The sequence below is a fragment of the uncultured Roseobacter sp. genome, from assembly GCF_947495275.1.
Taxonomy (GTDB): Bacteria; Pseudomonadota; Alphaproteobacteria; order Rhodobacterales; family Rhodobacteraceae; genus Roseobacter.
On sequence record NZ_CANLYL010000004.1, the window covers coordinates 258066 to 281413 of the forward strand.

The 23348-nt window shown below is 61.1% G+C and carries 24 protein-coding genes; 14 read left to right on the plus strand and 10 right to left on the minus strand.

The window, feature by feature from the left end; genetic code table 11:
- Position 1: 1 nt before the first annotated feature.
- The 6 genes from Q0802_RS10255 to Q0802_RS10280 form a co-directional block, all read right to left on the minus strand.
- Positions 2 to 772, minus strand: coding sequence for an SDR family oxidoreductase (locus Q0802_RS10255; RefSeq protein WP_298917440.1), 771 nt, complete (start codon positions 770 to 772; stop codon positions 2 to 4).
- Between the two features lie 88 nt (positions 773 to 860).
- Positions 861 to 2945: an alpha-galactosidase gene (locus Q0802_RS10260; protein ID WP_298917443.1), complete on the minus strand. Its 2085-nt coding sequence runs from the start codon at positions 2943 to 2945 to the stop codon at positions 861 to 863.
- A complete protein-coding gene (locus Q0802_RS10265; RefSeq protein ID WP_298917446.1) occupies positions 2942 to 3790 on the minus strand; it encodes a carbohydrate ABC transporter permease in 849 nt (282 codons plus the stop codon). Before Q0802_RS10265 ends, Q0802_RS10260 begins: the two co-directional genes overlap by 4 nt.
- Before the next feature lies 1 nt (position 3791).
- The gene (locus Q0802_RS10270; protein WP_298917449.1) at positions 3792 to 4145 is read right to left on the minus strand and encodes an MmcQ/YjbR family DNA-binding protein; all 354 of its coding nucleotides are present in this window, start codon (positions 4143 to 4145) and stop codon (positions 3792 to 3794) included.
- A complete protein-coding gene (locus Q0802_RS10275; protein ID WP_298917452.1) occupies positions 4142 to 5062 on the minus strand; it encodes a sugar ABC transporter permease in 921 nt (306 codons plus the stop codon). The genes Q0802_RS10270 and Q0802_RS10275 overlap by 4 nt, the downstream gene beginning before the upstream one ends.
- A 117-nt stretch (positions 5063 to 5179) precedes the next feature.
- On the minus strand, positions 5180 to 6436 hold the full coding sequence (locus tag Q0802_RS10280) for an ABC transporter substrate-binding protein (protein WP_298917455.1): 1257 nt from the start codon (positions 6434 to 6436) through the stop codon (positions 5180 to 5182).
- 214 nt (positions 6437 to 6650) lie between these two features.
- On the opposite strand from Q0802_RS10280, the gene Q0802_RS10285 reads away from it, so the two are divergent.
- From Q0802_RS10285 to Q0802_RS10340, 12 genes are all read left to right on the plus strand, one after another.
- Complete coding sequence (locus Q0802_RS10285) at positions 6651 to 7442, plus strand: IclR family transcriptional regulator (RefSeq protein WP_298917458.1); 792 nt, start codon at positions 6651 to 6653, stop codon at positions 7440 to 7442.
- 5 nt (positions 7443 to 7447) lie between these two features.
- Positions 7448 to 8506 (plus strand): sn-glycerol-3-phosphate ABC transporter ATP-binding protein UgpC, encoded by a 1059-nt coding sequence (ugpC, locus tag Q0802_RS10290; protein WP_298917461.1) that lies wholly within the window; start codon positions 7448 to 7450, stop codon positions 8504 to 8506.
- Positions 8507 to 8741: 235 nt separating this feature from the next.
- Positions 8742 to 10361, plus strand: coding sequence for an AMP-binding protein (locus tag Q0802_RS10295; protein WP_298917462.1), 1620 nt, complete (start codon positions 8742 to 8744; stop codon positions 10359 to 10361).
- A complete protein-coding gene (locus tag Q0802_RS10300; RefSeq protein ID WP_298917465.1) occupies positions 10358 to 11179 on the plus strand; it encodes a tryptophan 2,3-dioxygenase family protein in 822 nt (273 codons plus the stop codon). The genes Q0802_RS10295 and Q0802_RS10300 overlap by 4 nt, the downstream gene beginning before the upstream one ends.
- Positions 11180 to 12370 (plus strand): kynureninase, encoded by a 1191-nt coding sequence (gene kynU, locus Q0802_RS10305; protein ID WP_298917468.1) that lies wholly within the window; start codon positions 11180 to 11182, stop codon positions 12368 to 12370. It abuts the gene before it with no gap.
- A gap of 72 nt (positions 12371 to 12442) precedes the next feature.
- Entirely contained in the window at positions 12443 to 13591 is a 1149-nt protein-coding gene (locus tag Q0802_RS10310; RefSeq protein WP_298917471.1) for an ABC transporter substrate-binding protein, read from the plus strand.
- A 42-nt stretch (positions 13592 to 13633) separates the two neighbouring features.
- A complete protein-coding gene (locus tag Q0802_RS10315) occupies positions 13634 to 14248 on the plus strand; it encodes a LysE family transporter (RefSeq protein ID WP_298917474.1) in 615 nt (204 codons plus the stop codon).
- The gene (locus Q0802_RS10320) at positions 14245 to 15162 is read left to right on the plus strand and encodes a branched-chain amino acid ABC transporter permease (protein WP_298917477.1); all 918 of its coding nucleotides are present in this window, start codon (positions 14245 to 14247) and stop codon (positions 15160 to 15162) included. The genes Q0802_RS10315 and Q0802_RS10320 overlap by 4 nt, the downstream gene beginning before the upstream one ends.
- A 1-nt stretch (position 15163) precedes the next feature.
- The gene (locus Q0802_RS10325) at positions 15164 to 16147 is read left to right on the plus strand and encodes a branched-chain amino acid ABC transporter permease (protein ID WP_298917479.1); all 984 of its coding nucleotides are present in this window, start codon (positions 15164 to 15166) and stop codon (positions 16145 to 16147) included.
- Positions 16140 to 16895 carry an ABC transporter ATP-binding protein gene (locus tag Q0802_RS10330; RefSeq protein WP_298917481.1) on the plus strand — a complete coding sequence of 252 codons (756 nt, stop codon included), beginning with the start codon at positions 16140 to 16142 and terminating at the stop codon, positions 16893 to 16895. Before Q0802_RS10325 ends, Q0802_RS10330 begins: the two co-directional genes overlap by 8 nt.
- The gene (locus Q0802_RS10335) at positions 16892 to 17581 is read left to right on the plus strand and encodes an ABC transporter ATP-binding protein (protein WP_298917484.1); all 690 of its coding nucleotides are present in this window, start codon (positions 16892 to 16894) and stop codon (positions 17579 to 17581) included. The genes Q0802_RS10330 and Q0802_RS10335 overlap by 4 nt, the downstream gene beginning before the upstream one ends.
- Positions 17582 to 17605: 24 nt before the next feature.
- Positions 17606 to 18019, plus strand: coding sequence for a RidA family protein (locus Q0802_RS10340; RefSeq protein WP_298917487.1), 414 nt, complete (start codon positions 17606 to 17608; stop codon positions 18017 to 18019).
- Here Q0802_RS10340 and Q0802_RS10345 read toward each other — a convergent pair.
- Genes Q0802_RS10345 through Q0802_RS10355 form a run of 3 tightly spaced genes read right to left on the minus strand, consistent with a single transcriptional unit; the run spans position 18001 to position 20011 of the window.
- Positions 18001 to 18789 (minus strand): metal ABC transporter permease, encoded by a 789-nt coding sequence (locus Q0802_RS10345; protein WP_298917490.1) that lies wholly within the window; start codon positions 18787 to 18789, stop codon positions 18001 to 18003. The two genes, Q0802_RS10340 and Q0802_RS10345, sit on opposite strands and share 19 nt — an antisense overlap.
- Entirely contained in the window at positions 18789 to 19535 is a 747-nt protein-coding gene (locus Q0802_RS10350; RefSeq protein WP_298917493.1) for a metal ABC transporter ATP-binding protein, read from the minus strand. Before Q0802_RS10350 ends, Q0802_RS10345 begins: the two co-directional genes overlap by 1 nt.
- The gene (locus Q0802_RS10355) at positions 19532 to 20011 is read right to left on the minus strand and encodes a transcriptional repressor (RefSeq protein WP_298917496.1); all 480 of its coding nucleotides are present in this window, start codon (positions 20009 to 20011) and stop codon (positions 19532 to 19534) included. The genes Q0802_RS10350 and Q0802_RS10355 overlap by 4 nt, the downstream gene beginning before the upstream one ends.
- 93 nt (positions 20012 to 20104) lie before the next feature.
- Between Q0802_RS10355 and Q0802_RS10360 the strand changes: the two genes are divergently transcribed.
- Positions 20105 to 21046 (plus strand): zinc ABC transporter substrate-binding protein, encoded by a 942-nt coding sequence (locus Q0802_RS10360; RefSeq protein ID WP_298917499.1) that lies wholly within the window; start codon positions 20105 to 20107, stop codon positions 21044 to 21046.
- Positions 21047 to 21254: 208 nt separating this feature from the next.
- Here Q0802_RS10360 and Q0802_RS10365 read toward each other — a convergent pair whose 3' ends face one another.
- The gene (locus Q0802_RS10365; protein ID WP_298917502.1) at positions 21255 to 22457 is read right to left on the minus strand and encodes an FAD-binding domain-containing protein; all 1203 of its coding nucleotides are present in this window, start codon (positions 22455 to 22457) and stop codon (positions 21255 to 21257) included.
- A gap of 151 nt (positions 22458 to 22608) precedes the next feature.
- Between Q0802_RS10365 and Q0802_RS10370 the strand changes: the two genes are divergently transcribed.
- On the plus strand, positions 22609 to 23238 hold the full coding sequence (locus tag Q0802_RS10370) for an ATP-dependent Clp protease proteolytic subunit (protein WP_298917505.1): 630 nt from the start codon (positions 22609 to 22611) through the stop codon (positions 23236 to 23238).
- Positions 23239 to 23348 lie beyond the last annotated feature (110 nt).

Genomic DNA, 23348 nt, shown 5'->3' on the forward strand with positions numbered 1-23348 from the left:
CTTATCCTGTTGTCACCACGCCGCCATCGACCACCATACATTGTCCTGTCATCATCTTGCTGGTCCCGGAGGCCAGAAAAAGCACCGCATCTACAATGTCTTGCGGCTCCAGATGGGTTTTCAAGCACTGCCGATCCAGATGCGCGGCCAGCCCCTCCGGCGTCGCCCATTTGTCGCGCTGTTTCTGGGTCAGAACCCAGCCGGGCGCAAGGGCGTTTACGCGAATGCCGTCGGGTCCCAACTCGCGCGCAAGGCTGCGGGTCATGGCCGTGATGCCGCCGTTGGCAGACGTATAGGCGGGGTAACCTGCATTGCCCATCATGTAGCTGATGGAGCTGAAATTGATGATCGATCCAGCGCCGCGTCTGATCATTCCGGGAGCCACCGCCTGCGCCGCGAAGAAATAGGCTTTCAAGTTGACAGATAACAGAAAATCCCAATCCTCCGGCGTCAGTTCCAGCCAGTTGTGGCGCCGGTCGTTGGCGGCATTGGAGACCAGCGTGTCGATGGGGCCATGGGTTTCTTCGGCGGCGGCAATGGTCTTGCGCAGCCCGTCCGTGTTGGTGATGTCGCCCTGAAAGAACAGGGGCGCGCGACCGTGTTTTTCGGCCATTTCGGCGACGAAATCACGGGCGTCCGAACGCCCGATGAAGGCGACATTTGCGCCCTGCGCCAGAAAGCCATCCGTGAGGTCGGCACCGATGCCCGACCCACCGCCAGTGATGTAGACCGAGGCCCCCTTGAGATCGTGAAAAGTTGCGTTCTGGGTCATGTGAGAGGCTCCGAAAGGGGGTGTGATTGACGTGCACAACCTGTGCACAGCCTGTGCACCGGTCGGGCATACGGAAGGCAAACCGCTGTCACAGGCGCCTGCCTTCCAGAACCCACATGGATTCCGGGAAGCTCCACGGCAGGGTCAGGCCGTTGTTCATCAGCGCGGCGCCGGTCAGCACCACCTGCCCATCCTTCAGCGCCAGCCTGCCGCGCGACAGTGCCGAGGCGGAGGCCCGGTTGCGCAGGCTGACCTCATAGCGCGCCGCCGGGTCCAGACGTGTGAGGCGCAGCGGGCGGGGGGCGATCTGCGGCGAGGTGGCGGATTTGCCGGCAAAGACAACGAAGCGGCTGCCGTCACGCGCCTGCTGCTGCTCTGCAATCACCGACGGGTCGGAGGCATCAAGCCGCAGGATATCGGCGGCATACATCCAGTCACGGTTGGCTTTCCACCAGGCGGTCACATCCCTTAGGACCTCTGCCTCGCGGTCGGTCAATTCGCGCGGGTCCATCTCGAACCCCATGTGCCGTTGCGCGGCGACCCAGGCGCGAAACTCGATGTCGAGCGTGCGCCCCGAGGTATGGCATCGGCGCGGCCCCACATGGCTGCCGGTCACAGCCGAGGGGATGAAAAGTGCCGCGTTGTGCTGCATCGCCAGCCGTTCCAGCGCGTCATTGCTGTCAGACAGCCATACCCGTTGGGTGCGGCTGAGAATGCCGAAATCAATCCGCCCGCCGCCCGAGGCACAGCTTTCAATTTCCACATCCGGGAAATCGGTACGCAGCCGGTCGATGAGCGCATAGGACCCGCGGGTCTGGGCGGCATCGGGCATGGGCAGCACCCGGTTATGATCCCATTTGATATAGTCGATGGGGTGCGTGGAGAGCAGGGCGGCGATGCGGTCATAGAGAAAATCGCGCACTTCCGGCAGCGCCATGTTCAGCGCCTTTTGCTGCCGTCCGAGGATCTGGTCTTCGGCCCCCAGCGCCCAGTCGGGATGCGCGCGGTGGATATTGCTGTCGGGGTTGATCATCTCCGGCTCGAACCAGATGCCGAAACTCATGCCCTGCCCCTGCACATAGTTGATGAGCGGGCCCAGCCCGTCGGGGTATTTGCGCGGGTCTACTTCCCAGTCGCTTAAAGAGGAGGTGTCATCGTCACGCTGCCCGAACCAGCCGTCATCGAGCACGAAACGTTCCGCGCCAAGCGCTGCGGCCCGGGTCGCGATGTCTTTGAGCACCGGCAGGTCATGGGCGAAATAGACTGCCTCCCAGCAGTTGTAATGCACCGGGCGGGGACGCCCCGGCTTGGTCCATGTGACGATGCGGTCGCGCATGTGGCGCTGGAACGACACGGCGCAACCGTTCAGCCCGTCAGAGGAATAGACCGCATAAAGTGGCGCGGTGCGGAACTCGGTTGAGGGCGTCGTTTCCATACGCGCGGCATGGCCGAACTGAATCTGCCGCCGCCCATCGGGCAGTTCCTCGGCAATCATCCGGTGCCCGCCGGACCAGCCGTAATGAAAGGCATATGCCTCGCCGCTGGCGTTGGTCGCACCGCGCGCCGGGATCAGCAGCCCCGGAAAATGTTCGTGGCCGGTGCGCCCGGTGCGGTTTTCGCGGTAGCGGATGCCGGGCGACCAGGCGGTGCGGTTGAGCTGAAACTCGCCGCACCAGCGGCCCGCCAGGTCAATCATCTCGTCCGAATGCTGCGGGCCGGGCAGGACAGGGGCCGCCAGCCAGTGCAGATGCAATGGGCGGTCTGCTTTCAGCGATGCGGCCATCACGATCACATGGGTTTCGGGATCAAGCTCGAAGGTGGCCACATAGCTCAGGCGATTGTCTGCATCGCGGCAAGTCACGGTGAGGCCATGGTCGCTTTGTGCCACATCGACCAACTTGAATTTGGGCAAAAGCGGCGTGCCATTTGAATCGCGCACAACCATGCCGGGCTGGCCGGGAAAGCTGCGCGCGGCTTCGGGGCAGAGCGAAAGGTCAGGGTTTTCGTCCAGCATGCCCCCCGTCACATCCAGCGCGGAGGTGCGCGCCAGTTGCACCAGATCTTCGTCTATCGGCAGGGGCGCACCCCAGTAGATGACCTGCGGACAGCGGCCACCCGAGGAGGCGAGCGCCAGTGTCTGACGCTCGTCATCCAACCGCCAGGCTGTTGTCACTTTACGGCCCCCAGGGTCAGACCTGCGATGAAGTGCTTTTGCATCAGGAAGAACATCAGCACCGGCGGCAGGGCCGCCACAATCGAGCCTGCGCTCATCAGGTGATAGGCGGCGCGGAATTGAGCGTTGAAGCTGGTGATCCCGGCGGTCACGGGCTGGCTTTCCGGGCCCTGGGTCAGGACCACGGCCCAGAAATAATCGTTCCAGATGAAGGTGAAGATCAGCACTGAAAGGGCGGCGATCGCGGGTTTCATCAGCGGGATGACCACGTACCAGAAAATCTTCCACTCCGCGATGCCCTCGACGCGGGCCGCTTCGACCAGCTCATAGGGCAGGGCGCGGATGAAATTGCGCATGAAAAGCGTGCAGAAGCCGGTCTGGAAGGCCACGTGAAAGAGCACCAGCCCGGTTTTGGTGTTGTAGAGCCCCATGTCGAGTGTGAGGTCACGTACCGGCACCATCAAGATCTGGAAGGGCACAAAATTGCCCGCCACAAACATGAAGAAGACCCAGATGTTGGCCTTGAACTTGTAGATGCCCAGAGCAAAGCCCGCCAGGCACGATAGCGTCACCGCACCAATGACCGTGGGTACGGTGATCAGCACTGAATTGAGCATGTAGCGGGGCATGTCGGAGTTGAAGAACACCTGTCCGTAGTTGGCGAACATCTCGAAAGATGACGGGAGGCCCCAGTAGTTACCTTGGGTGAAATCCACCGCCGGTTTGATCGAGAAGACAGCGACGGCAATGAGCGGCAGCAGCCACATGATCAGAGCGAGCGGCAGCAGCGACTGATAGGTCAGCTGCCAGGAACGGGGGGTTTTTTCGATCGGTGTCGGGAACATGTCAGGCCTCCTCGCGGGCGGGCAGCGCTGCTTGCGCTTTCTTTGTCAGACCGGCGCGCACGATGTCATAGGACGTGCAAATCCGGTGAGATAACTCGGGCGTCTCGGTGCTTTCGGGCAGGTTGATCCAGCTGCGGTGAAAGTAGGGGGCTTTGATCCCCACACCGGCGTCGATCAGCATTGATGCGGTTTCCACATCCGCCGTCTTGACGGACACGCCGGGCAGGGTGGCCCCGATGCAAGCGAACATCTTGCCGCCGACTTTCCAGGCGTCGTGCCCACCGCCCCAGGGGTCGGACTTCTCCGCCCCCGGCAGCGGTTTGCAGATCGCATGCACGCGTGCCCGAAAGCTCATCGCGCTTTCTCCTCTTTCCACATGGACCAGAGGAAATACGTGATGAAGACCAGCATGATCAGGAAGAGCACCACGGCGATGGCGGCGCCATACCCCATGCGGAACCCGTATTCAGAAAGCGCTTTTTCGAACATGTAGAACGACAGCACGCGGGTCTGACCGAAGGGGCCGCCGTTGGTCATGATCGAGATGAGGTCAAAGCTGCGCAGCGCGCCGATGATGGTCACCACGAAGGCGATGAAGGTCGCGGGTTTGAGCTGCGGGATGATGATGTACCACAGCATCTTCCAGCCCTTGGCGTTGTCGAGACGCCCCGCTTCGATCTGTTCGGGGTCCACGGCGTTGAGACCCGTGAGATAAAGGATCATGCAATAGGCCGTCTGGGGCCAGAGACCGGCGGCGATGATGCCGTAGGTCGCAAGGGTTGGATCCCCCAGAACATTGACGGGCCCGAGGCCCACCAGGCCCAGCACCCCGTTCAACAGACCTTCGTTCGGCAGATAGAACCAGGAGAACACCAGGCCCACAACCACCTGGGAGAGAACGAAGGGGAAGAAGAACAGGGATTTATAGATACGGATGCCGGTGACGGTCTGATTGAGAAAGAGCGCGATGAAAAGCCCACCCGGAATGGCCAGAAGGTAGAAGAGCAGCCATTTGAGGTTGTTCCACAGCGACACCTCAAAGGCGCCGTCGTCCATGAGTTCGACGTAATTGTCCATGCCGATGAAGCGGGCTTCGCCCAGGCCGTCCCAGTCGTAAAAGGAGATCATGATGGACTGGTAGATCGGCCAGATCACGTAAAACGCAAAGAACAGGATGGCCGGTGCCAGAAACAGCCAGGGTGTGACAGCGATTTCGTTGCGCTTGTACCAGCCGCGCGGGGCGGCGCTTTGCTCTGCCGGGGTGTCGGTCATGGTGGGTCTCCTCCCAGTGAGATGCGGGGCAGGCGGCAGGGCGGGGTGGGCCCGCGCTGGCGGCTGCGCCGGTCAGCGGTGGGCCCGGGCGCGGCAGGGCGCCCGGACCGCGGGGTGTTATTTGTAGACGCGCTCCTGCACCTTATCGAGGCGCTTGAGGATATCATCCAGATTGTCCGGGAAGACCATGAATTCCTGCAATCCCTGCATGGCCTCGGCAGCCATTTCCGCCGGGAAATCGCGGTCGAAGAACTGCGCGACACCGCCCGGAGAATTTTCCGACAGCATGGTGAAGCCTTCGTTCAGGAACTTGTCATTATCCACTGCCGAGCCTGCGTTTACAGGCAATTGCCCGAGGTTCGCACCGTTGTTGATTTCGGTCTGAACATTGGCGGAGACCACGAAGCGCAGGAATTCGCGCGCGGCTTCCTTGTTGGAGGCATTGGCCGGGATGTGGAAGGTATCTGTTGGCGCGTCTTCGGCCAGAGCGATCCCGGGTGTGATTTCGGGGAATTGGTAGAAGTCGAGCTTGCTGTCATCGAGACCCGCTTCGCGCAGCGGTGCTACGGCGAAGTTGCCCTTGAGAATCGCAGCGGCTTCGCCGTTCACGATGAAGGGCAGCGATTCCTGCCAGGAGTAGTTCTGGTGGTTATCAACAAAAGCGCCCATGTCGATCAACTCACGCCAGTTGGCGAAAGTCTGTTTCACACGGTCATCGGTCCATTTGACGCCGCCATTGGCCAGTTCCATGTGGAAATCGAAGCCGTGCGTACGCATGTTGAGGTAGTCGAACCAACCACCAGCCGTCCAGAGGAACTTGGTGCCGATGGTGTAGCACTTGCGGCCTGAATCGAGGATCGCCTGACAGTTGCTTTTCATCTCGTCGAAGTTCGCAGGCTCGTTCAGGCCCAGTTCTTCGTAGATGTCCTTGCGATAGTAGATGCCCCATTGGTAGTAGGTATAGGGCACGCCCCATTGCTTGCCGTCGATGGTCATCGCACCCTTTGTGGAGGCGAGATTGTCCGCAATCGCAGGCTCGGCCCAGAGGTCGGAGACATCTTCGAACAGACCCGCGTTCACATATGGGCCCATCCGGTTGGCCGCGTACCAGGTGGCGACATCGGGGCTATCGGCTGTGAGGAAGTTGCGGATTTGTGTCTTATAGGCTTCGCGGTCGATCACCGTGGTTTCGATGTTCAGGCCCGGGTGCTCGGCACCGAAATCCGCAATCATCTTTTCCATCGTCGCGCGGGGCGCCGGGTTGGACGTGTCGAGGAAGATTTTCAGGTCGCCCGAAAGCTCGGCTGTCGCAGAGCTTGCAAGCATTGTGGAACCTGCCAATGCCATAAGCATTGATTTGGTGGTGAAACGCATGGTGTCCTCCCTAAGGTACGTGCGATTATTTTAATCTCGTAAGGTTCCATTATTTGAAACCAAGTTTTATATATTGAAAACTACACTGCAATCTGCCTAGACTGTCAACCATGTTCTTCGCGAATGAGTAGAACAAGCATTCTTTTCGGGAGGGAACGGGCGCATCGCGCGACCGTTTGAAAAGGGCGCTGAGACGTATGGGAGGCGCTTTGAAATGTCCGGCGACGGCACTGTAGGAAAAGCACTGGATGTGTTGGATCAGGTGGCAGGCCACCGGCACCCGGTGCGATTCGGCACGTTGCTGAGCGAAAGTGATTTTCCAAAAGCGACGCTCTACCGGTTTCTGCAAACGCTGACCTCGCAGGGCATGCTGCAATATGATCCCGACCGGCAGACCTATTCTTTGGGGGTGCGGCTGGTGCGTCTGGCCCATGCCGCCTGGACGCAAAGTTCGCTGGCACCGATTGCCCGCCCGTTTCTGGATCAGTTGAGCTCAGACGTCGGGCATACGGTACATCTGGCGCAGCTCGACAATGCGCAGGTGCTTTACGTTGATAAGAGGAATGCCGCGCAACCCATTGAAATGTATAGTGATGCGGGCAAGGTGGGGCCGGCCTACTGCACCGGCGTTGGCAAGGCGATGATGGCCTTTCTGCCAGAGGACGATCTGTCACGTACCATCAAGCAACAATCGTTTCACCGCTTTACCGACCATACGTATACCAACCCCGAAGCGCTCTGCGCGGAGCTGCAGGCCATTCGCACCCGAGGCTATGCCTTTGACCGCGAAGAGCATGAACCGGGGATTATCTGCATTGCTCAAGCCATCCTGTCCGATCACGGGCGGGTTCTGGGCGGGCTGTCGATCACCGGATCGACCCAATCTATCACTCTCTCCCAGCTTGAGGCACTCACGCCCCGGCTGGCGCATACTGCACAATCGATTGCCACCGTGGCGCAGGCCTGGCGGTTTCCCGATTCAAACCTTCAAAAAACAGGGACATAGAGAAAATGACAGGTGTCACGCTCCAAAAGGCGGTCAAACGCTACGGTGATGTACAGGTGATTCACGGTATTGATCTGGAAGTCAAAGACGGCGAGTTCTGCGTTTTTGTCGGCCCCTCGGGCTGCGGCAAATCTACCTTGCTGCGCATGATTGCGGGGCTGGAGGAAACCACCGAAGGTGTGATGCATATCGGTGAGCGGGATGTCACCCATATGGACCCCTCCGAGCGCGGCGTGGCCATGGTGTTCCAGACCTATGCGCTTTATCCGCATATGACCGTCAAGGAAAACATGGGGTTCGGCCTGAAGATGAATGGCGTGCCCAAGACGGAGATTGATGCCAAGGTCAAGGCGGCATCGGACGTGCTCAAGCTCGACGTCTATCTCGATCGCAAGCCTGCCGCATTGTCGGGTGGGCAGCGCCAGAGGGTGGCTATCGGGCGCGCGATTGTGCGCGGACCGGAAGTGTTCCTGTTCGATGAACCACTGTCGAACCTTGACGCGGAGTTGCGGGTCGAGATGCGGGTGGAAATCGCCCGTCTGCACAAGGAAATTGGCGCGACGATGATCTACGTGACCCATGATCAGGTCGAAGCGATGACGCTGGCCGACAAGATCGTGGTGCTGCGCGCAGGGTATATCGAGCAAGTGGGCGCGCCGTTGGAGCTATACCGCAACCCGGACAATAAGTTCGTGGCGGGCTTCATCGGATCGCCCGCGATGAATTTTCTTGATGGCGTTGTGGTTGAGGGCGGTGTCGAGGTGCCCGGCCTGGGGCGCACGGTCCCGGTCGAGGTAAATCTGCCCGCCGCGGGTACGGGTGTGACGCTGGGCGTGCGGCCTGAACATCTGGAAGTGCAGATGGGGCAGGGCGCGCTGAAGGCCGAGCTTTCCGAAGCTTTGGGCGGGGTCAGCTATCTTCACCTCGATACGCCCACCGGCGAGCGCATCATCGTTGAGGAACGTGGCGACGAGCGGGCCAGCGAAGGCGACACGGTAGACGTTCAGTTCGAGCCACGCCGCGCCATGGTTTTCGAGAAGGACAGCGAGCTGCGCATCCGCTAGCCCAGCGTCAGGGAAAATATGTTTTAGGTTTAAAATATTTTTCCTTGAAGCAAATTGCGACTCACCCTACCATTTGAGGTAGGCGCAGGGTTTCTGCGCCTTTATCCGGGGGGTGTTCGCAATCAATGAACGCGATGGGCAGGCAGCAAATCGGACAAAGGGGGTTCTTGCCGGGCGTGACCGGGCGCGGCCTTGGGCCGCGAACTTCGCATTTTTTGCGCCTCACGGTGTCTGAGTGATGTTTCCCTCCGCCCATACCGATAGTTTCGCCCGGGACAACCTGCCGCCCCAGACAAGCTGGCCCGATCTGCTGATCGAAGGATTTGACTACCCAGAACGCCTCAACGCGGCGGTGGAACTGACCGATCAGATGGTGGCGCAGGGGTTCGGCGACAATACGGCGCTGATCGGCAATGGCCGCAGGCGCACCTACAAGGAACTCAGCGACTGGACCAACCGGCTGGCCCATGCGCTGGTGGATAATCTGGGTGTCAAACCGGGCAATCGCGTATTGATCCGATCGGCCAATAACCCCGCGATGGTCGCCTGCTGGCTGGCCGCCACCAAGGCGGGCGCTGTGGTGGTAAACACCATGCCGATGCTGCGCGCCGGAGAGCTTTCTGCGATTGTCGACAAGGCCGAGATCAGCCACGCGCTCTGCGACACGCGGTTGATGGATGAGATGACGGCCTGCGCCAAATCGAGCACGTTCCTGAAGTCGGTGGCGGGTTTTGACGGCACCTCGAACCATGATGCGGAGCTGGACCGTCTGGCGCTGGAAAAGCCGGTTCAGTTCGACGCGGTGGCGACCGCGCAGGATGATGTGGCGCTTCTGGGGTTCACCTCCGGCACCACGGGCAGCCCCAAGGCAACCATGCATTTTCATCGTGACCTGCTGATCATTGCCGATGGCTATGCTCGCGAGGTTCTGGGCGTGACCCCTGAGGATGTGTTTGTCGGATCGCCGCCGCTGGCCTTTACCTTTGGTCTGGGTGGGTTGGCGATCTTTCCCTTGCGGTTTGGCGCCGCGGCCACGTTGCTGGAAACCGCGTCCCCGCCCAATATGATTGAAATCATTGAGAAATACCGCGCCACGGTCTGTTTCACCGCGCCCACGGCCTATCGGGCGATGCTTGCGGCGATGGAGGAGGGCGCGGACCTCAGCAGCCTGCGCGCCGCCGTTTCTGCGGGGGAGACGCTGCCCGCACCGGTCTATCACGACTGGCAGGAGAAAACCGGCAAGCCGATGCTGGATGGCATCGGGGCGACGGAATTGCTGCATATTTTCATTTCCAACCGATTTGACGATCACAGGGCCGCCTGTACCGGCAAACCGGTGCGCGGATATCAGGCGAAAATCGTGGATGATCAGGGGCGTGACGTGCCGCATGGTACCGTGGGGCGGCTGGCCGTGCGCGGCCCGACCGGGTGCCGCTATCTCGCCGATGACCGGCAGATGGCCTATGTGAAGGACGGCTGGAACATCACCGGCGACAGTTTCATGATGGACGCAGAGGGGTATCTGCATTTTGCGGCGCGCAACGACGATATGATCGTCTCGTCAGGCTACAATATCGCGGGGCCGGAGGTTGAGGCGGCGCTGCTGTCGCACCGGGCGGTCGCAGAATGTGGCGTGGTGGCGGCCCCTGACGCCGCGCGCGGCAATATTGTACAGGCGCATGTTGTTCTGGTGGAGGGGTTCGCGGGCGATGAGGCCTTGGTGAAAGACCTGCAAGATCATGTCAAAGAGCGGATCGCCCCCTACAAATACCCCCGGGACATCCGGTTCATTCCCGCCTTGCCAAAAACGGCGACCGGTAAAATACAGCGTTTCGCGTTGAGAGAAGATAAATGACCGACACCCCGTCGCATGGCGCGAAAATGGATTTTGCCAAGGACATGTCCTATGGCGATTATCTGCACCTCGATCCGATCCTGAACGCGCAACACCCCAGGTCTGAGGCCCATGACGAGATGCTGTTCATCGTACAGCACCAGACGTCGGAGCTGTGGATGCGTCTGGCCATTCACGAGCTTGCAGCGGCGCGCGGGTCCATCGCCGGGGGGCAATTGCAACCGGCGTTCAAGATGCTGTCCCGCGTGGCGCGGATTTTTGAACAACTCAACAGTGCCTGGGATGTGCTGCGAACCATGACGCCCAGCGAATACACCGCCTTTCGGCCGTCTTTGGGCAATTCTTCGGGGTTCCAGTCCCATCAATACCGGCTGATCGAATTCATTCTGGGCAATCGAAATGCGGGGTTGCTGAAGCTTCACGCCCACAAGGAAGACGCCACGGCGGCGCTGGCGGCGGAATTGGCGCGTCCGAGCCTTTATCAGGTGGCATTGCACCTGCTGTCCGAACGGCTGGGCCATGCGGATGTGGCAGGGCCTGCGGCGCAGACTGCCTGGCAGTCGCAAGACCAGATACAGGCGCTTTGGCAAGAGGTTTACGAAGACCCCGCAGAGCATTGGGAAATCTATGAACTGGCGGAAAAGCTGGTCGATCTCGAAGACTACTTCCGGCGCTGGCGTTTTAACCATGTCACCACCGTAGAGCGCATCATCGGGTTCAAACGGGGCACAGGGGGCACATCAGGTGTTGGCTATTTGCGAAAAATGCTGGAAGTTGAGCTGTTTCCAGAGCTCTGGCACGTGAGAGGGGCCTTGTAGGTGGCTGAAATACTTAGGAAAGAGGTCTTCTGCTTGCCAGAGGGTCTGATCTATCTGGACGGCAATTCGCTGGGGCCGATGCCGCAGGATATTCCCGATACATTGAACGGGATGTTGACCCGCGAATGGGGGCAATTGCTGATCAAGGGCTGGAATGCCGCCGGGTGGATGGATCAGCCCGCGCGTGTGGGGGACATGGTCGGGCGGCTCATCGGGGCACCGCACGGCAGCGTCGTGATGGGTGATACGCTCTCGATCAAGGTCTATCAGGCGGTTGCCGCGGGGCTGAAGATGAACCCGGATCGCCGCGTGATCCTGTCGGATACCGGTAATTTCCCCACAGATCTCTATATGGTCGAAGGGCTGATCAAGACGCTGGATCAGGGGTTTGAGCTGCGTACGGTGGCCCCTGAAGATGTATCGGATGCGATCACCGAAGAGGTTGCCGTCGTGCTGTTGACGCAGGTGGATTACCGTACGGGTCGGGTGCATGACATGGATGCGATCACGCGCGCGGCGCAGGCGCGCGGCGCGGTGATGATCTGGGATTTGGCGCATTCCGCCGGCGCGATTCCGGTCGATCTGGCCGCTTCAAAGGCGGAAATGGCGGTGGGCTGCACCTATAAGTATCTCAATGGCGGGCCGGGGGCCCCTGCCTTCATCTATGTGCGGCCCGATCTGGCGGAGACGATCCAGCCTGCGCTGAGTGGCTGGCTTGGCCATGCGGCGCCCTTTGATTTCACGCTGAACTATCACCCCGGGGCAGGGATTGAACGCATGCGCGTCGGCACGCCGCCGGTGATGCAGATGACAGCGCTGGAGGCCGCAATGCGCGTCTGGGACGATGTGGACATGCAGGAGTTGCGCGCCGCGTCCATCGCCCTTCAGGAGCAATTCATCGCCGATGTCGAGGCGCGGGTGCCAAGCCTGACGCTGGCCAGCCCGCGTGACGCTGAGCGGCGCGGCAGTCAGGTGTCGTTCCGTTTTGAGCAGGGCTATGCCGCGATGCAGGCGCTGATCCATATGGATGTGATTGGCGATTTCCGCGCGCCGGATATCATGCGTTTTGGTTTCACGCCGCTTTATGTCGATGCGGGTGATGTCACCACGGCGGTGGACCGGATCGCCAAAGTGATGGACGAAAAGCTCTGGGATGATCCAAAGTACAGGGCACGCAACAGGGTGACATGAGCGCCACCCGGCACCAAAGTCTGAAATAATAGAACGGACGCAAAGACGCCTCAACAACATGGGAGATACGAGATGAAATTACGATCCTTGATGCTGGCCGCAGGTCTTGCGGCGCTTGCCTCCGTCGGCCTGGCCGATGGACACGCGGGTAAGGTCAAAGTGGGCATGATCACCACGCTGTCAGGCGGCGGTGCCGGACTGGGCATTGATGTGCGCGACGGGTTTCTGCTGGCCACGAAAATGGCCGGAAACGAGAACCTCGAAGTGGTGGTCGAGGACGATCAGCGCAAACCCGAGATCGCCGTGCAACTGGCCGACAAGATGATTCAGTCCGAAAAAGTCGACATCATGACCGGGATTATCTGGTCCAACCTTGCGATGGCCGTGGTGCCTGCCGCAACTGCGCAGGGCAAATTCTACATCTCGCCCAACGCGGGGCCTTCGGCCCTGGCGGGCAAGGGGTGTCATCCGCTTTACTTCAACGTGGCCTGGCAGAATGACAACCTGCATGAGGCCGCCGGGGCCTATGCCAATGACGCAGGGTATGAGAACAGCTTTATCCTTGCGCCGAATTATCCGGCCGGGCAGGACGCGCTCACAGGCTACAAACGCATGTATGGCGGCGCGCTTGCAGGTGAAATCTACACCAAACTGGGCCAGACCGATTATGCCGCAGAAATTGCGCAGATCCGGGCGTCGGGGGCGGATTCGGTTTTCTTCTTCCTGCCCGGCGGCATGGGGATTTCGTTCTTGAAGCAGTATGCGGGTTCCGGTGTTGACCTGCCGGTTGTAGGTCCCGCCTTCAGCTTTGATCAGGGCATTCTGCAGGCCGTAGGTGACGCCGCATTGGGCGTGAAAAACACCAGCCAGTGGAACAAGGACATCGACAATGCCGCCAACAAGGCCTTTGTCGAAGGGTTTCAGGCGGAATACGGGCGTTTGCCGTCGCTTTATGCAAGTCAGGGCTATGACGCGGCCAATCTGATCCTGAGTGCGATGGCTGAGGCGGATGTCAGTGATGCCGATGCCTTCCGCGCGGCACTGGCGGCAGCGAAATTCGATTCCGTCCGCGGCGATTTCAAATTCGGCAGCAACCAGCACCCGGTACAGGATTTCTACGTGCGCGAGGTGATCAAGGAAGGTGATGTCTTCACCAACAAGATCATCTCCGCCAGCCTGACCGACCACGCGGATGCCTATGCCGCCGAGTGCAGCTACTAAGAGCGCCGCACTTTCGGGCCGCACCGCCAAGGGATCATGCCGATGGAAATTCTGCCCCTTCTACCGCCAATCCTCTTGGCGGCACTGATTGCCTCGGCTTCGCCGGGCCCTGCCACGCTGGCCATCGCGGCCACCTCCATGTCGCGGGGTGCCGGCGCAGGGCTGCGGCTTGCGGCGGGCGTGTTGACCGGATCGTTGATCTGGTCGAGCGCTGCTGCGGCGGGGCTGGCGGCGCTGATGCTGCGGCACGGCTGGGCGGTGGAGGTCATTCGCTATGCGGGCGCCGCCTATCTCTTCTGGCTGGCCTTCAAATCCCTGCGCGCGGCCTGGCGGGGCGGTTTGAGTGAGGGGGTCGCGCCCGCGCGTCACGCCTTTCGGCGCGGGTTGTTGCTACATCTCACGAACCCCAAGGCGATCTTCTTTTTCGGCGCGCTCTACGCGGTGATCCTCTCTCCCGGGCAGAGCCCGGCGGCGCTCGGCCTCATCGTCGGCGCTGTCGGCCTGCAAAGCGCTGTGGTCTTTCTGGGTTACGCGCTGCTCTTTTCGCGCCCCGGCCCGATGCGCCTGTACCGGCGCGGCGCGCGCGGCATAAATGCGCTTGCAGGCATGGCCTTCGCCGGGCTTGGCCTGCGCTTGCTGACCAGCCGCCTAGCATGAGCCTGCTGCTGCTGATCGAACAGGTCCTGAACGGCCTGCAATTCGGCGTGATGCTATTCTTGATGGCTGCCGGTCTGACGCTGATCTTTGGCGTCATGGGGCTGATCAATCTGGCGCATGGCTCGCTCTATATGGTCGGCGCTTTTGCGGCGGCGGCTGTGGCGGGGGCGACGGGGTCATTCCTGCTGGCGCTGATGGCCAGTCTGACGGCGGCGGCCGTTGCCGGAGCGCTCATTGAGCTTCTGGTGATCCGCCGCCTCTATGACCGTGATCACCTCGATCAGGTGCTCGCCACCTTCGCGCTGATCCTGATCTTTTCCGAAGGTACGCGCTGGGTCTTCGGCTCCTTCCCGCTGTTTCTGGACATTCCTGCGGCACTTTCGGGTCCGGTCACCTTGCCCGGCGGCATCCAGTATCCGGCATACCGGTTGCTGATCATCGCCGTGGGGCTGGTGATCGCCTTCGGCCTTTTTCAGCTGATCGCGCGCACCCGTATCGGCATCCGGATCAGGGCAGGTGAAAGCGACCGGGAGATGATTGCGGCCCTTGGGGTCGATATCTCCAGGCTCTACACCATCGTCTTTGCGCTGGGTGCTGCCCTGGCTGGTCTGGCGGGGGCGCTGGTCGGGGCCATTCAATCGGTGCAGGTGGGCATGGGAGAGCCGGTGCTGATCCTCGCCTTCGTGGTGATCGTCATCGGTGGCATCGGATCGATCAAGGGAGCCTTTGTGGGTGCTTTGCTGGTGGGGCTGACCGACACGCTGGGCGGGGTACTGCTGCCGGGGGTCTTCGGCACCTTCATGGAGGCCTCGGCAGCCACCGCGATAGGCTCGTCACTGGCGTCGATGTCGATCTATATCCTGATGGCCGGGGTCTTGCTCTTCCGGCCCACCGGGCTTTACGGGACCGCCTGAGATGATCCGCGAGCCCCATATCAACACAGCGCTTTTCCTGCTGCTGCCGGTCACGGCAGGGGTGGCATGGCTGCTGGACGAACCTTTCATCATCACGCTTACAACCAAAGTGGCCATTCTGGCACTGGCGGGCGTCGGGCTGAACATCGCGCTGGGGCTTGGCGGGCTGGTCAGTCTCGGTCATGCGGCGTTTTTCGGCATCGGGGGCTATGCCATGGGCATTCTGGCATCCCACGCACAATCCTACGTACCGCTGATGGAGGTGCCGTTCCTCATCGAAGGCACCAAATCCATGCCTGTGATCTGGCTGGTTGCGGTGATCGCCGGGGGGCTGGCGGCGCTGGCCATCGGCGCGCTTTCCTTGCGAACCTCGGGTGTCTATTTCATCATGATCACGCTCGCTTTTGGGCAGATGCTCTATTATTTCGCGATCAGCTGGCCCGCCTATGGTGGCGAAGACGGTCTGTCTATCTACGTGCGCAACGGCTTTCCGGGGCTCAATACGCTGGACCCGGTGCAGTTTTTCGGCCTCGCCTTTGCGGCGCTGGCCTTCGTGCTGTTCCTTGCCGGTCGGCTGGCCGCCGCGCCTTTCGGGCTGGCGCTTTGTGCTGCGCGCCAGAACGCCGAAAGGGTCGAGACCGTGGGTCTGTCGCCCTACCGGCTGCGGCTGCTGGCCTTTGTCATCTCCGGGGCGATCACGGCACTCGCGGGCGCGCTTTTTGCCGATCTCAATCGCTTTGTCAGCCCCACCATGCTGAGCTGGCAGATGTCGGGCGAGATCATGATCTTTGTGATCCTTGGCGGGGTGGGGCGTCTTTATGGCCCGGTTGCAGGGGCTGCGCTCTTCATCCTGCTGGAACATATCCTTGGGGGTCTGTCGGATTTCTGGCACATCTATCTGGGCCTGCTGTTGCTGTTGGTCGTGCTCTTTGCGCGCGGCGGCATGATCGGGTCCCTCGTCCGCCGGGAGCTTGCCCATGACTGAGGCGCTTTTGCAGATCAAAGGATTGCGCAAGGCCTTCGGGGCCTTGGTGGCGACGGATGACGTATCACTGACCCTCAGGCGTGGCGAAATCCACGCGCTGATCGGCCCCAACGGGGCGGGCAAATCGACCCTGATCAAGCAGATTGCAGGCGGATTAAAACCTGATGCCGGTGAAATTTGGTGGGGCGGTCAGGAGATCACAGCACTCAGCACCGTGGCGCGCGCCCGCGCCGGGCTGGGGCGCACGTTCCAGATATCGGCGCTGGCCATGGACTATACGGTTTTGCAAAATGCCGTGCTGGGTGCACTGGGGCGACAGGGCGGGGTCTGGCGGTTTTTCGCCCCGGTCATGAAGGACCCCGATTTGCGGGAGGCTGCGATGGCCGCGTTGACCCGCGTCGGGCTGGCGGATCAGGCGCATAGGCGCACCGCCGAGCTCAGCCATGGTCAGCGTCGCCTGCTGGAAGTGGCGGTTGCCCTGACCCTCGCGCCGCGCGCCTTCCTGATGGATGAACCCATGGCGGGTCTGGGGGCCAGCGGGTCCAAACGCCTCACCGGGTTTCTCGACGATCTGCGCCATGAAGCGCCGATCCTGCTGGTGGAGCACGATATGGACGCGGTCTTTGCCCTGGCCGACCGCATTTCTGTTCTGGTCTACGGCAAGATCATTGCCACGGGCACCGCAGATGAGATCAAGGCCCACCCGGAGGTGCGCGAAGCCTATCTGGGCGAAGAGGTGCCGGGATGAGCTTTCTGACACTTGAAGGGATCGAAGCCTATTACGGACCCAGCCAGGCGCTTTTCGGCGTCGATCTTGCCCTTGGCGAAGGCGAGGTCTGTGCGCTGATGGGGCGCAACGGGATGGGCAAATCTTCCACCATCAAGGTCATTTGCCGCCTGCTGGATCATGCGCGCGGCAGCCTGCGGTTTGACGGGCAGGACCTTGCGTCTTTGCCACCCCACAAAGCGGCCCGCGCGGGGCTGGGGCTGGTGCCGGAGGGCCGACGCTGTTTTCCCAACCTGAGCGTTTATGAAAACCTGATTGCCGCCGCCCGCCCGGGCCCTTGGGATTTCGCGCGGGTGTCGGACCTGTTTCCGCGGCTGGCAGAGCGGCGCGATCAGTCTGCCGCGTCGCTGTCGGGGGGCGAGCAACAGATGCTCAGCCTCGGGCGGGCGCTGATGACGAACCCGCGGCTTTTGCTGCTGGATGAGGCCACCGAAGGTCTGGCCCCGGTGGTGCGGCAGGAAATCTGGGCGGCGGTTCGCAGGCTCAAATCAGAGACAGGCATGGCGCTGCTGGTGGTTGACAAATCACTGGCCGAGCTGCGTCAGGTGGCGGATCAATGCGTTATTCTCGAACGGGGAACGACCGTCTGGTCAGGTCCCATGGCGGAGGTCACATCAACCGTCGCAGATCAATATCTGGGCGTCTGAAACGCGCCGGAGGAAAGGACACCCATGTCTCATCAGATCATTCATCCCGAAGGCTGGAAACCCGCGAAGGGCTATGCCAATGGCGTGCTGTGTGACAACGGTACGCTCTATGTGGGGGGGCAGATCGGCTGGACGGCGGATCAGGTTTTTGAAGCGCATGACTTCATCGGGCAAATGCGCCAGGCGCTGATCAACATCCGCGCCGTGGTCGAGGCCGCTGGCGGGCAGGCGGGGGATATCACGCGCCTGACCTGGTATGTGACAGACAAGGCCGAGTATCTCGCGCATCAGGCCGAGGTGGGCGCGGCCTACCGCGAGGTGCTGGGCCGGAATTTTCCGGCGATGACCATGGTGGTTGTCGCGGGGCTGGTGGAAGATGCCGCCCGGGTGGAAATCGAGGCGACGGCTGTCATTTCCGCTCAGGCGCGCCCGGCCTGAACCACCCGCGTCAGGGCAAAGATCACCGCCGCAATGCAGACGATTGTGGGGCCGGTGGGTGTATCGAGCGCAAAGGACACCAGCAATCCGCCCAGAGCGGATGCCGCCCCGATGATCATCGCCGCAGCGGCCATGGTTTCAGGCGCGCGCGACAGCGGGCGTGCGGCTGCCGCCGGAATGATCAACAGCGCGGCAATCAGCAGCGCGCCCACAACCTTGATGGCCACGGCGACAGTGATCGCCAGCGCAAGCGTCAGGATGAACTGTTCTTTTTGCGGATCGACCCCGGCAGCGCGGGCCATGTCCGGGCTCAGCGTGGCGGACAACAGCGCCGACCAGCGTGCCGCGACCAGCCCCAGAACCGCCAGCGCCCCGGCCCATATAACGGCCAGATCGGGTTTCGAGACGGCCAGAATGTCGCCCACGAGGTACCCCATCAGGTCAACCCGCACACCGGGCAGGAAAGAGACGGCGACCAGCCCGAAGGCAAGGGCCGCATGGGCCAGAACGCCCAGAATGGAATCACCGCTCACCCCCTTGCCGGTGAGAAGTGTAAGCAGCAGCGCCATAGCCAGGGCGATCACCAGAACACCACCAAATATCGGCAGATCAAAGGCCAGCGCCAGCGCCACCCCAAGCAGGGCCGCATGAGAGGTTGCATCGCCGAAATAGGCCATGCGGCGCCAGACCACGAAACAGCCCAGCGGGGCCACCGCAACCGCAACCCCGAGCCCGGCAAGGGCCGCACGCACCAGAAAATCGTCCAGCATTACTCGGCAGCCTCATGGGTGTGGTCACATTCGGGCCCGTGGCTGTGCGTGTGCTGGTGGCGGTAGAGCGCCAGCGCACCCTGCGTGCCGGTGCCAAAGAGCGCGCGGTAGGCCGGGGCGCTGGCGACGATCTCGGGCGTGCCTTCGCAGCAGACGTGACCGTTAAGGCACAGCACCCGGTCTGAGGCCGCCATGACCACGTGCAGGTCATGGCTGACCATCAGCACGGCACAGCCCTTTTGCCGCTTGACGGTTTCGATCTGCTGGTAGAATTGCGCGGTTCCCGGCTGATCCAGCCCCTGCGTGGCTTCGTCCAGTATCAGGATGTCGGGATCACCAAGCAGCGCGCGTGCCAGCAAAACCCGCTGGAACTGTCCGCCGGACAAGGCGGTCATCTGGTGGCGCGCGAGATCGGGCACACCGGCCTGACGCAGCGTCTCGGCCACCTGCGCGGAACCGATGCGCCGCGGCAGGTTCAAAAACCGTGCGACGGTCATGGGCAAGGAGGGATCAATGGCCAGCGATTGCGGCACATAGCCGATCCTGAGACCCGGTTTGCGGGTCACATGCCCTTTCGCCGGGGAGAGCGCGCCGATCAGGGCTCGGATCAGGCTGGATTTCCCCGACCCGTTCGGCCCGACGATGGTGACGATTTCACCGGGCGCCAGCGTCAGATTCACATCGCTCAGCACCGTGCGGCCGTGATAGGCCAGCGTCAGATCGGAGGTTTCAAGCAGCGCGGTCATGTGGCGGTTTCCTGACAGGAGGGGCAGAGGCCCTGTGCTTCGATGACCGTGTGTTCGATTTCGAAGCCCGCTGCCGCTGCGGCCACGTCCAGACGCCCGGGTGACAGGGCGGTATCAGCCTCCGCCACGACGTTGCATCCACGACAGATCAGAAAGGCAGGCGTGTGATCGGTGCCGGAATGGGTGCAGGCGACATAGGCGTTCAGTGCTTCGATCTTATGGGCCAGGCCCGCCTTGACCAGAAAATCCAGCGCGCGGTAGGCGACGGGCGGTTGCGAGCCCAGGTTTTCCCGGGACAATTGCGCCAGCAGATCATAGGCTCCCAGCGCGCGGTGCTCCTGCAGGAGGATTTCCAGGGAGCGCGCGCGCACAGGAGTGAATTTCAGCCCCTCACGGGCACAGTGCTCGCGGGCATGACGCATGCGGTCGGCCACGCAGGCTGCATGATCATGGGCGCAAAAGCTGAGAGCTGTCATTTTCAATATTCCGCAGATGATCATATTGATATGTTATAACATACTTGATACCAGAGGTCCGATACCAAGACAAGTCTGATTCAGGATCGAAACATGCGTTTACTCATTCCCTTGCTTCTCACCTTCTCCATCCTGCGACCGGCGCAGGCCGACGTGCCCCGGGTCGTGACCGATATCGCACCCGTGCATGGGCTGGTTGAGCGTGTCATGGCGGGCCTCGGAGCACCGGAAGTGATCCTGCCGCCCGGGGCGTCGCCGCATAGCTATGCCATGCGCCCATCGGAAGCGCGCGCCTTGTCGGGTGCCGATCTGGTGTTCTGGGTGGGGCCTGCGCTAACCCCTTGGCTGGCAGGCCCGATAGAAACCCTGGCACCAGATGCGCAGCACATTGCCTTCATGGAGCTTGAATCGGTGGCATTGCTGCCGTTCCGGGAAGGTGCGATGTTCGAGGCCCATGACGATCATGACCATGGCGAGCACGCGCATGATGCGCATGACGCGCATGACGGGCCGGTGGACCCGCATGTTTGGCTGGACCCTCACAATGCCAGGGTTTTTATGGCCGAGGTTGCGCGTCAACTGGGGGCTGCGGATCCGGAGAATGCAGAGCACTACGCGGAAAATGCCCGTGCCGGAGCGGCGGAGATTGAGGCGCTGGAGACACGCATCACTGCGGAGTTGAGCACAGTCAGCGGACGCCCGTTTCTGGTTCTGCATGACGCATATCACTATTTCGAAGCGCATTTCGGGTTTGAGGCCATGGGGGCGATTTCGCTGGCGGACGGCGGCGGGGCGAGTGCGGCGCGCCTGAGCGAGCTGCATGACAAGGTCAGCGAGATGGGGGTCAGCTGCGTGCTCACCGAACCCAATGCACAAAGAGGGTTGATAGATGCGGTGGCCGCTCAAGGCGATATCACCGTGCAGGAGGTTGATCCCCTTGGGGTGGCGCTCCCCCTCGGACCGGATTTTTACTCGGCGCTACTGAGCGAGATTGCGACCGGCCTTGGCATCTGCCTGAGGGATAAGAGCTCCTGAAAAATAAGACCCTGCGGGGGGGGTGCAGGGTCTTATTCGTTGCTAAAATGTCTTTAACAATGGATCGACCGGTGCAAGCGAGGAACAGGCAGGCCAATCGATCGCGCCACAAAGTGATGCGTCTCTTCTGTGCCCTTTGCCTATGACACCCATATGACAGGTTGGCGAAGTTTCAGATCCAAAAACAAACGAGTCGCGGTTTTCGCCGTCAGATGATCTGTGACAGCACATTCGGGATCGATTTTCGGAAACTGAAGAAACCTTTTGTCGCTAGCGGCCAGGTGAGCGCGTCATAAGGTCTGCGCACAGCGCAGAGCCGGGGCGCTTGGGGGTGGTTGGCGAAGTCCTGCAAAAGCGTGGCGATGGGGCCGACCGGGGCCTCAGCCATAATAATTTGCTGAAGGTTTTCCCGCGCAGACCAGTCCAGCAGGTCTTCAACGCTGCCTGCTATCGCTGTGGTTTCAAACCGATGCGCAAACCGGGTTGCAGTTTCGTTTGTCGCTGCATGCCGGAATTCTGTGACAAGAGGTGAGGGCGTTAGAGGGCTGAACCCATTGTCGTGCCGCAACTGGCACAGGCTAACGGGTCGGAGTGTCTCAAGGAGAAAGCCGGGGCTCAGATCGTCATGATGCAAAAGCAAACCGGTCTTGAGATCGCGCTGCACGGTGAGGGGCGGTCGCAATGGCGTGGGCGGCGGGTGCGGCGGTCCGGTCAGGGGCGGTGCGGCATCCGCCAATTGCCGCTCCGCGCGAAAACGACCGTCGCTATATTTTGCAATGTTCGAGGCGCGCGCCAGATAGGTTTTTCCGGGCGTTTGCAGACCAGCGACCCATCGCCAGCTCAACGTATTGCTTGCCGGATCGCCATCCAGCAAGTGACGCAGGAAGAAATCCGCGCCCAACTCCCACGGCAGACGCAGGGTAAATATCCAGATCGACGCGAACCACATGCGCGCATGATTATGGAGATACCCGGTAGAAACAAGCTCATGCGCCCAGGAGTTAAAGCACTCCAGGTCTGTATCTCCCCGGCAGGCCGCACCCCAGCGATCCCGCAGACCGTCTTGTGTCTGGACGTTGTTCCAGGCTGTGGCGAGGCCGGTCTGGTAGTGGCGCCAGGTGGATGGTCGCAATTCCAACCAGCCCTTCCAATAGGTGCGCCAGAAGACTTCCTGGATAAACTTTTCCGCCGCTTTTTCGGAGTGGCGGTTGAGAACCGCGCGCAGTACCTCCCGCTCGGTGATCAACCGACAACGCAGGTAGGGTGACAGTTTGGAGACCTCATGATGCCGACCCGCACCGAAATCATAATTGCGACGCGCGGCATAATTGCGTCCCGCCTTTGGCAGGAAATCGGACAGGTTTTTCAGAGCCTCGGTTCGGCTGGGAATGAATTCTGTCTGTCCCGTCATGGGGGCAAAGCTAGACCCGCACCAGGTCGGGTCAACGGTTGGGGCGAAGTTTCGTTCGGCCCCCCTTGCAGCCCCCCGACGGCGATACTAAGCTTTGAGTAACGGTTCAGCAGGTATGGTCCTGTTGAACACCAACGAACAGGCTTCCCACATGAATGATCCGATCGACACCTACATGAATACCCTTGTCCCCATGGTGGTGGAACAAACCAGCCGGGGCGAAAGGGCCTACGATATTTTTTCGCGCCTTTTGAAGGAGCGGATCATCTTTTTGTCGGGGCCGGTGCACGACGGCATGTCATCGCTGATCGTCGCGCAATTGCTGCATCTTGAGGCGGAAAACCCGTCCAAGGAAATTTCGATGTATATCAACAGCCCCGGTGGCGTGGTGACCTCTGGCCTGTCGATCTACGACACCATGCAATACATCAAGCCGAAGGTCTCCACGCTGGTGATCGGGCAGGCGGCAAGCATGGGCTCACTGCTGCTGACGGCGGGTGAGGCGGGCATGCGCTTTTCGCTGCCCAACAGCCGTGTGATGGTGCACCAGCCCTCGGGCGGGTATCAGGGGCAGGCGACGGACATCATGATCCACGCCCAGGAAACCCAGAAACTCAAAACCCGCTTGAACGAAATTTACGTCAAGCACACCGGGCAAACTCTTAAGAAGGTTGAAGAAGCTCTGGAGCGTGACAACTTCATGTCGCCAGATGAGGCGAAGAAATGGGGCTTGATTGACGAGATTGTCGAGAGCCGCGGCAAGGCAGACGACGAGGGCTAAAGGACACGAATGGCGCACAGTCAATTTACCATTTTGCGATTGTGGACCTTACAGTGGTGGCCTAAGTTGGCATAAGTTTACATCGCGCCCCGATTTGCGGGGCGTAGCAG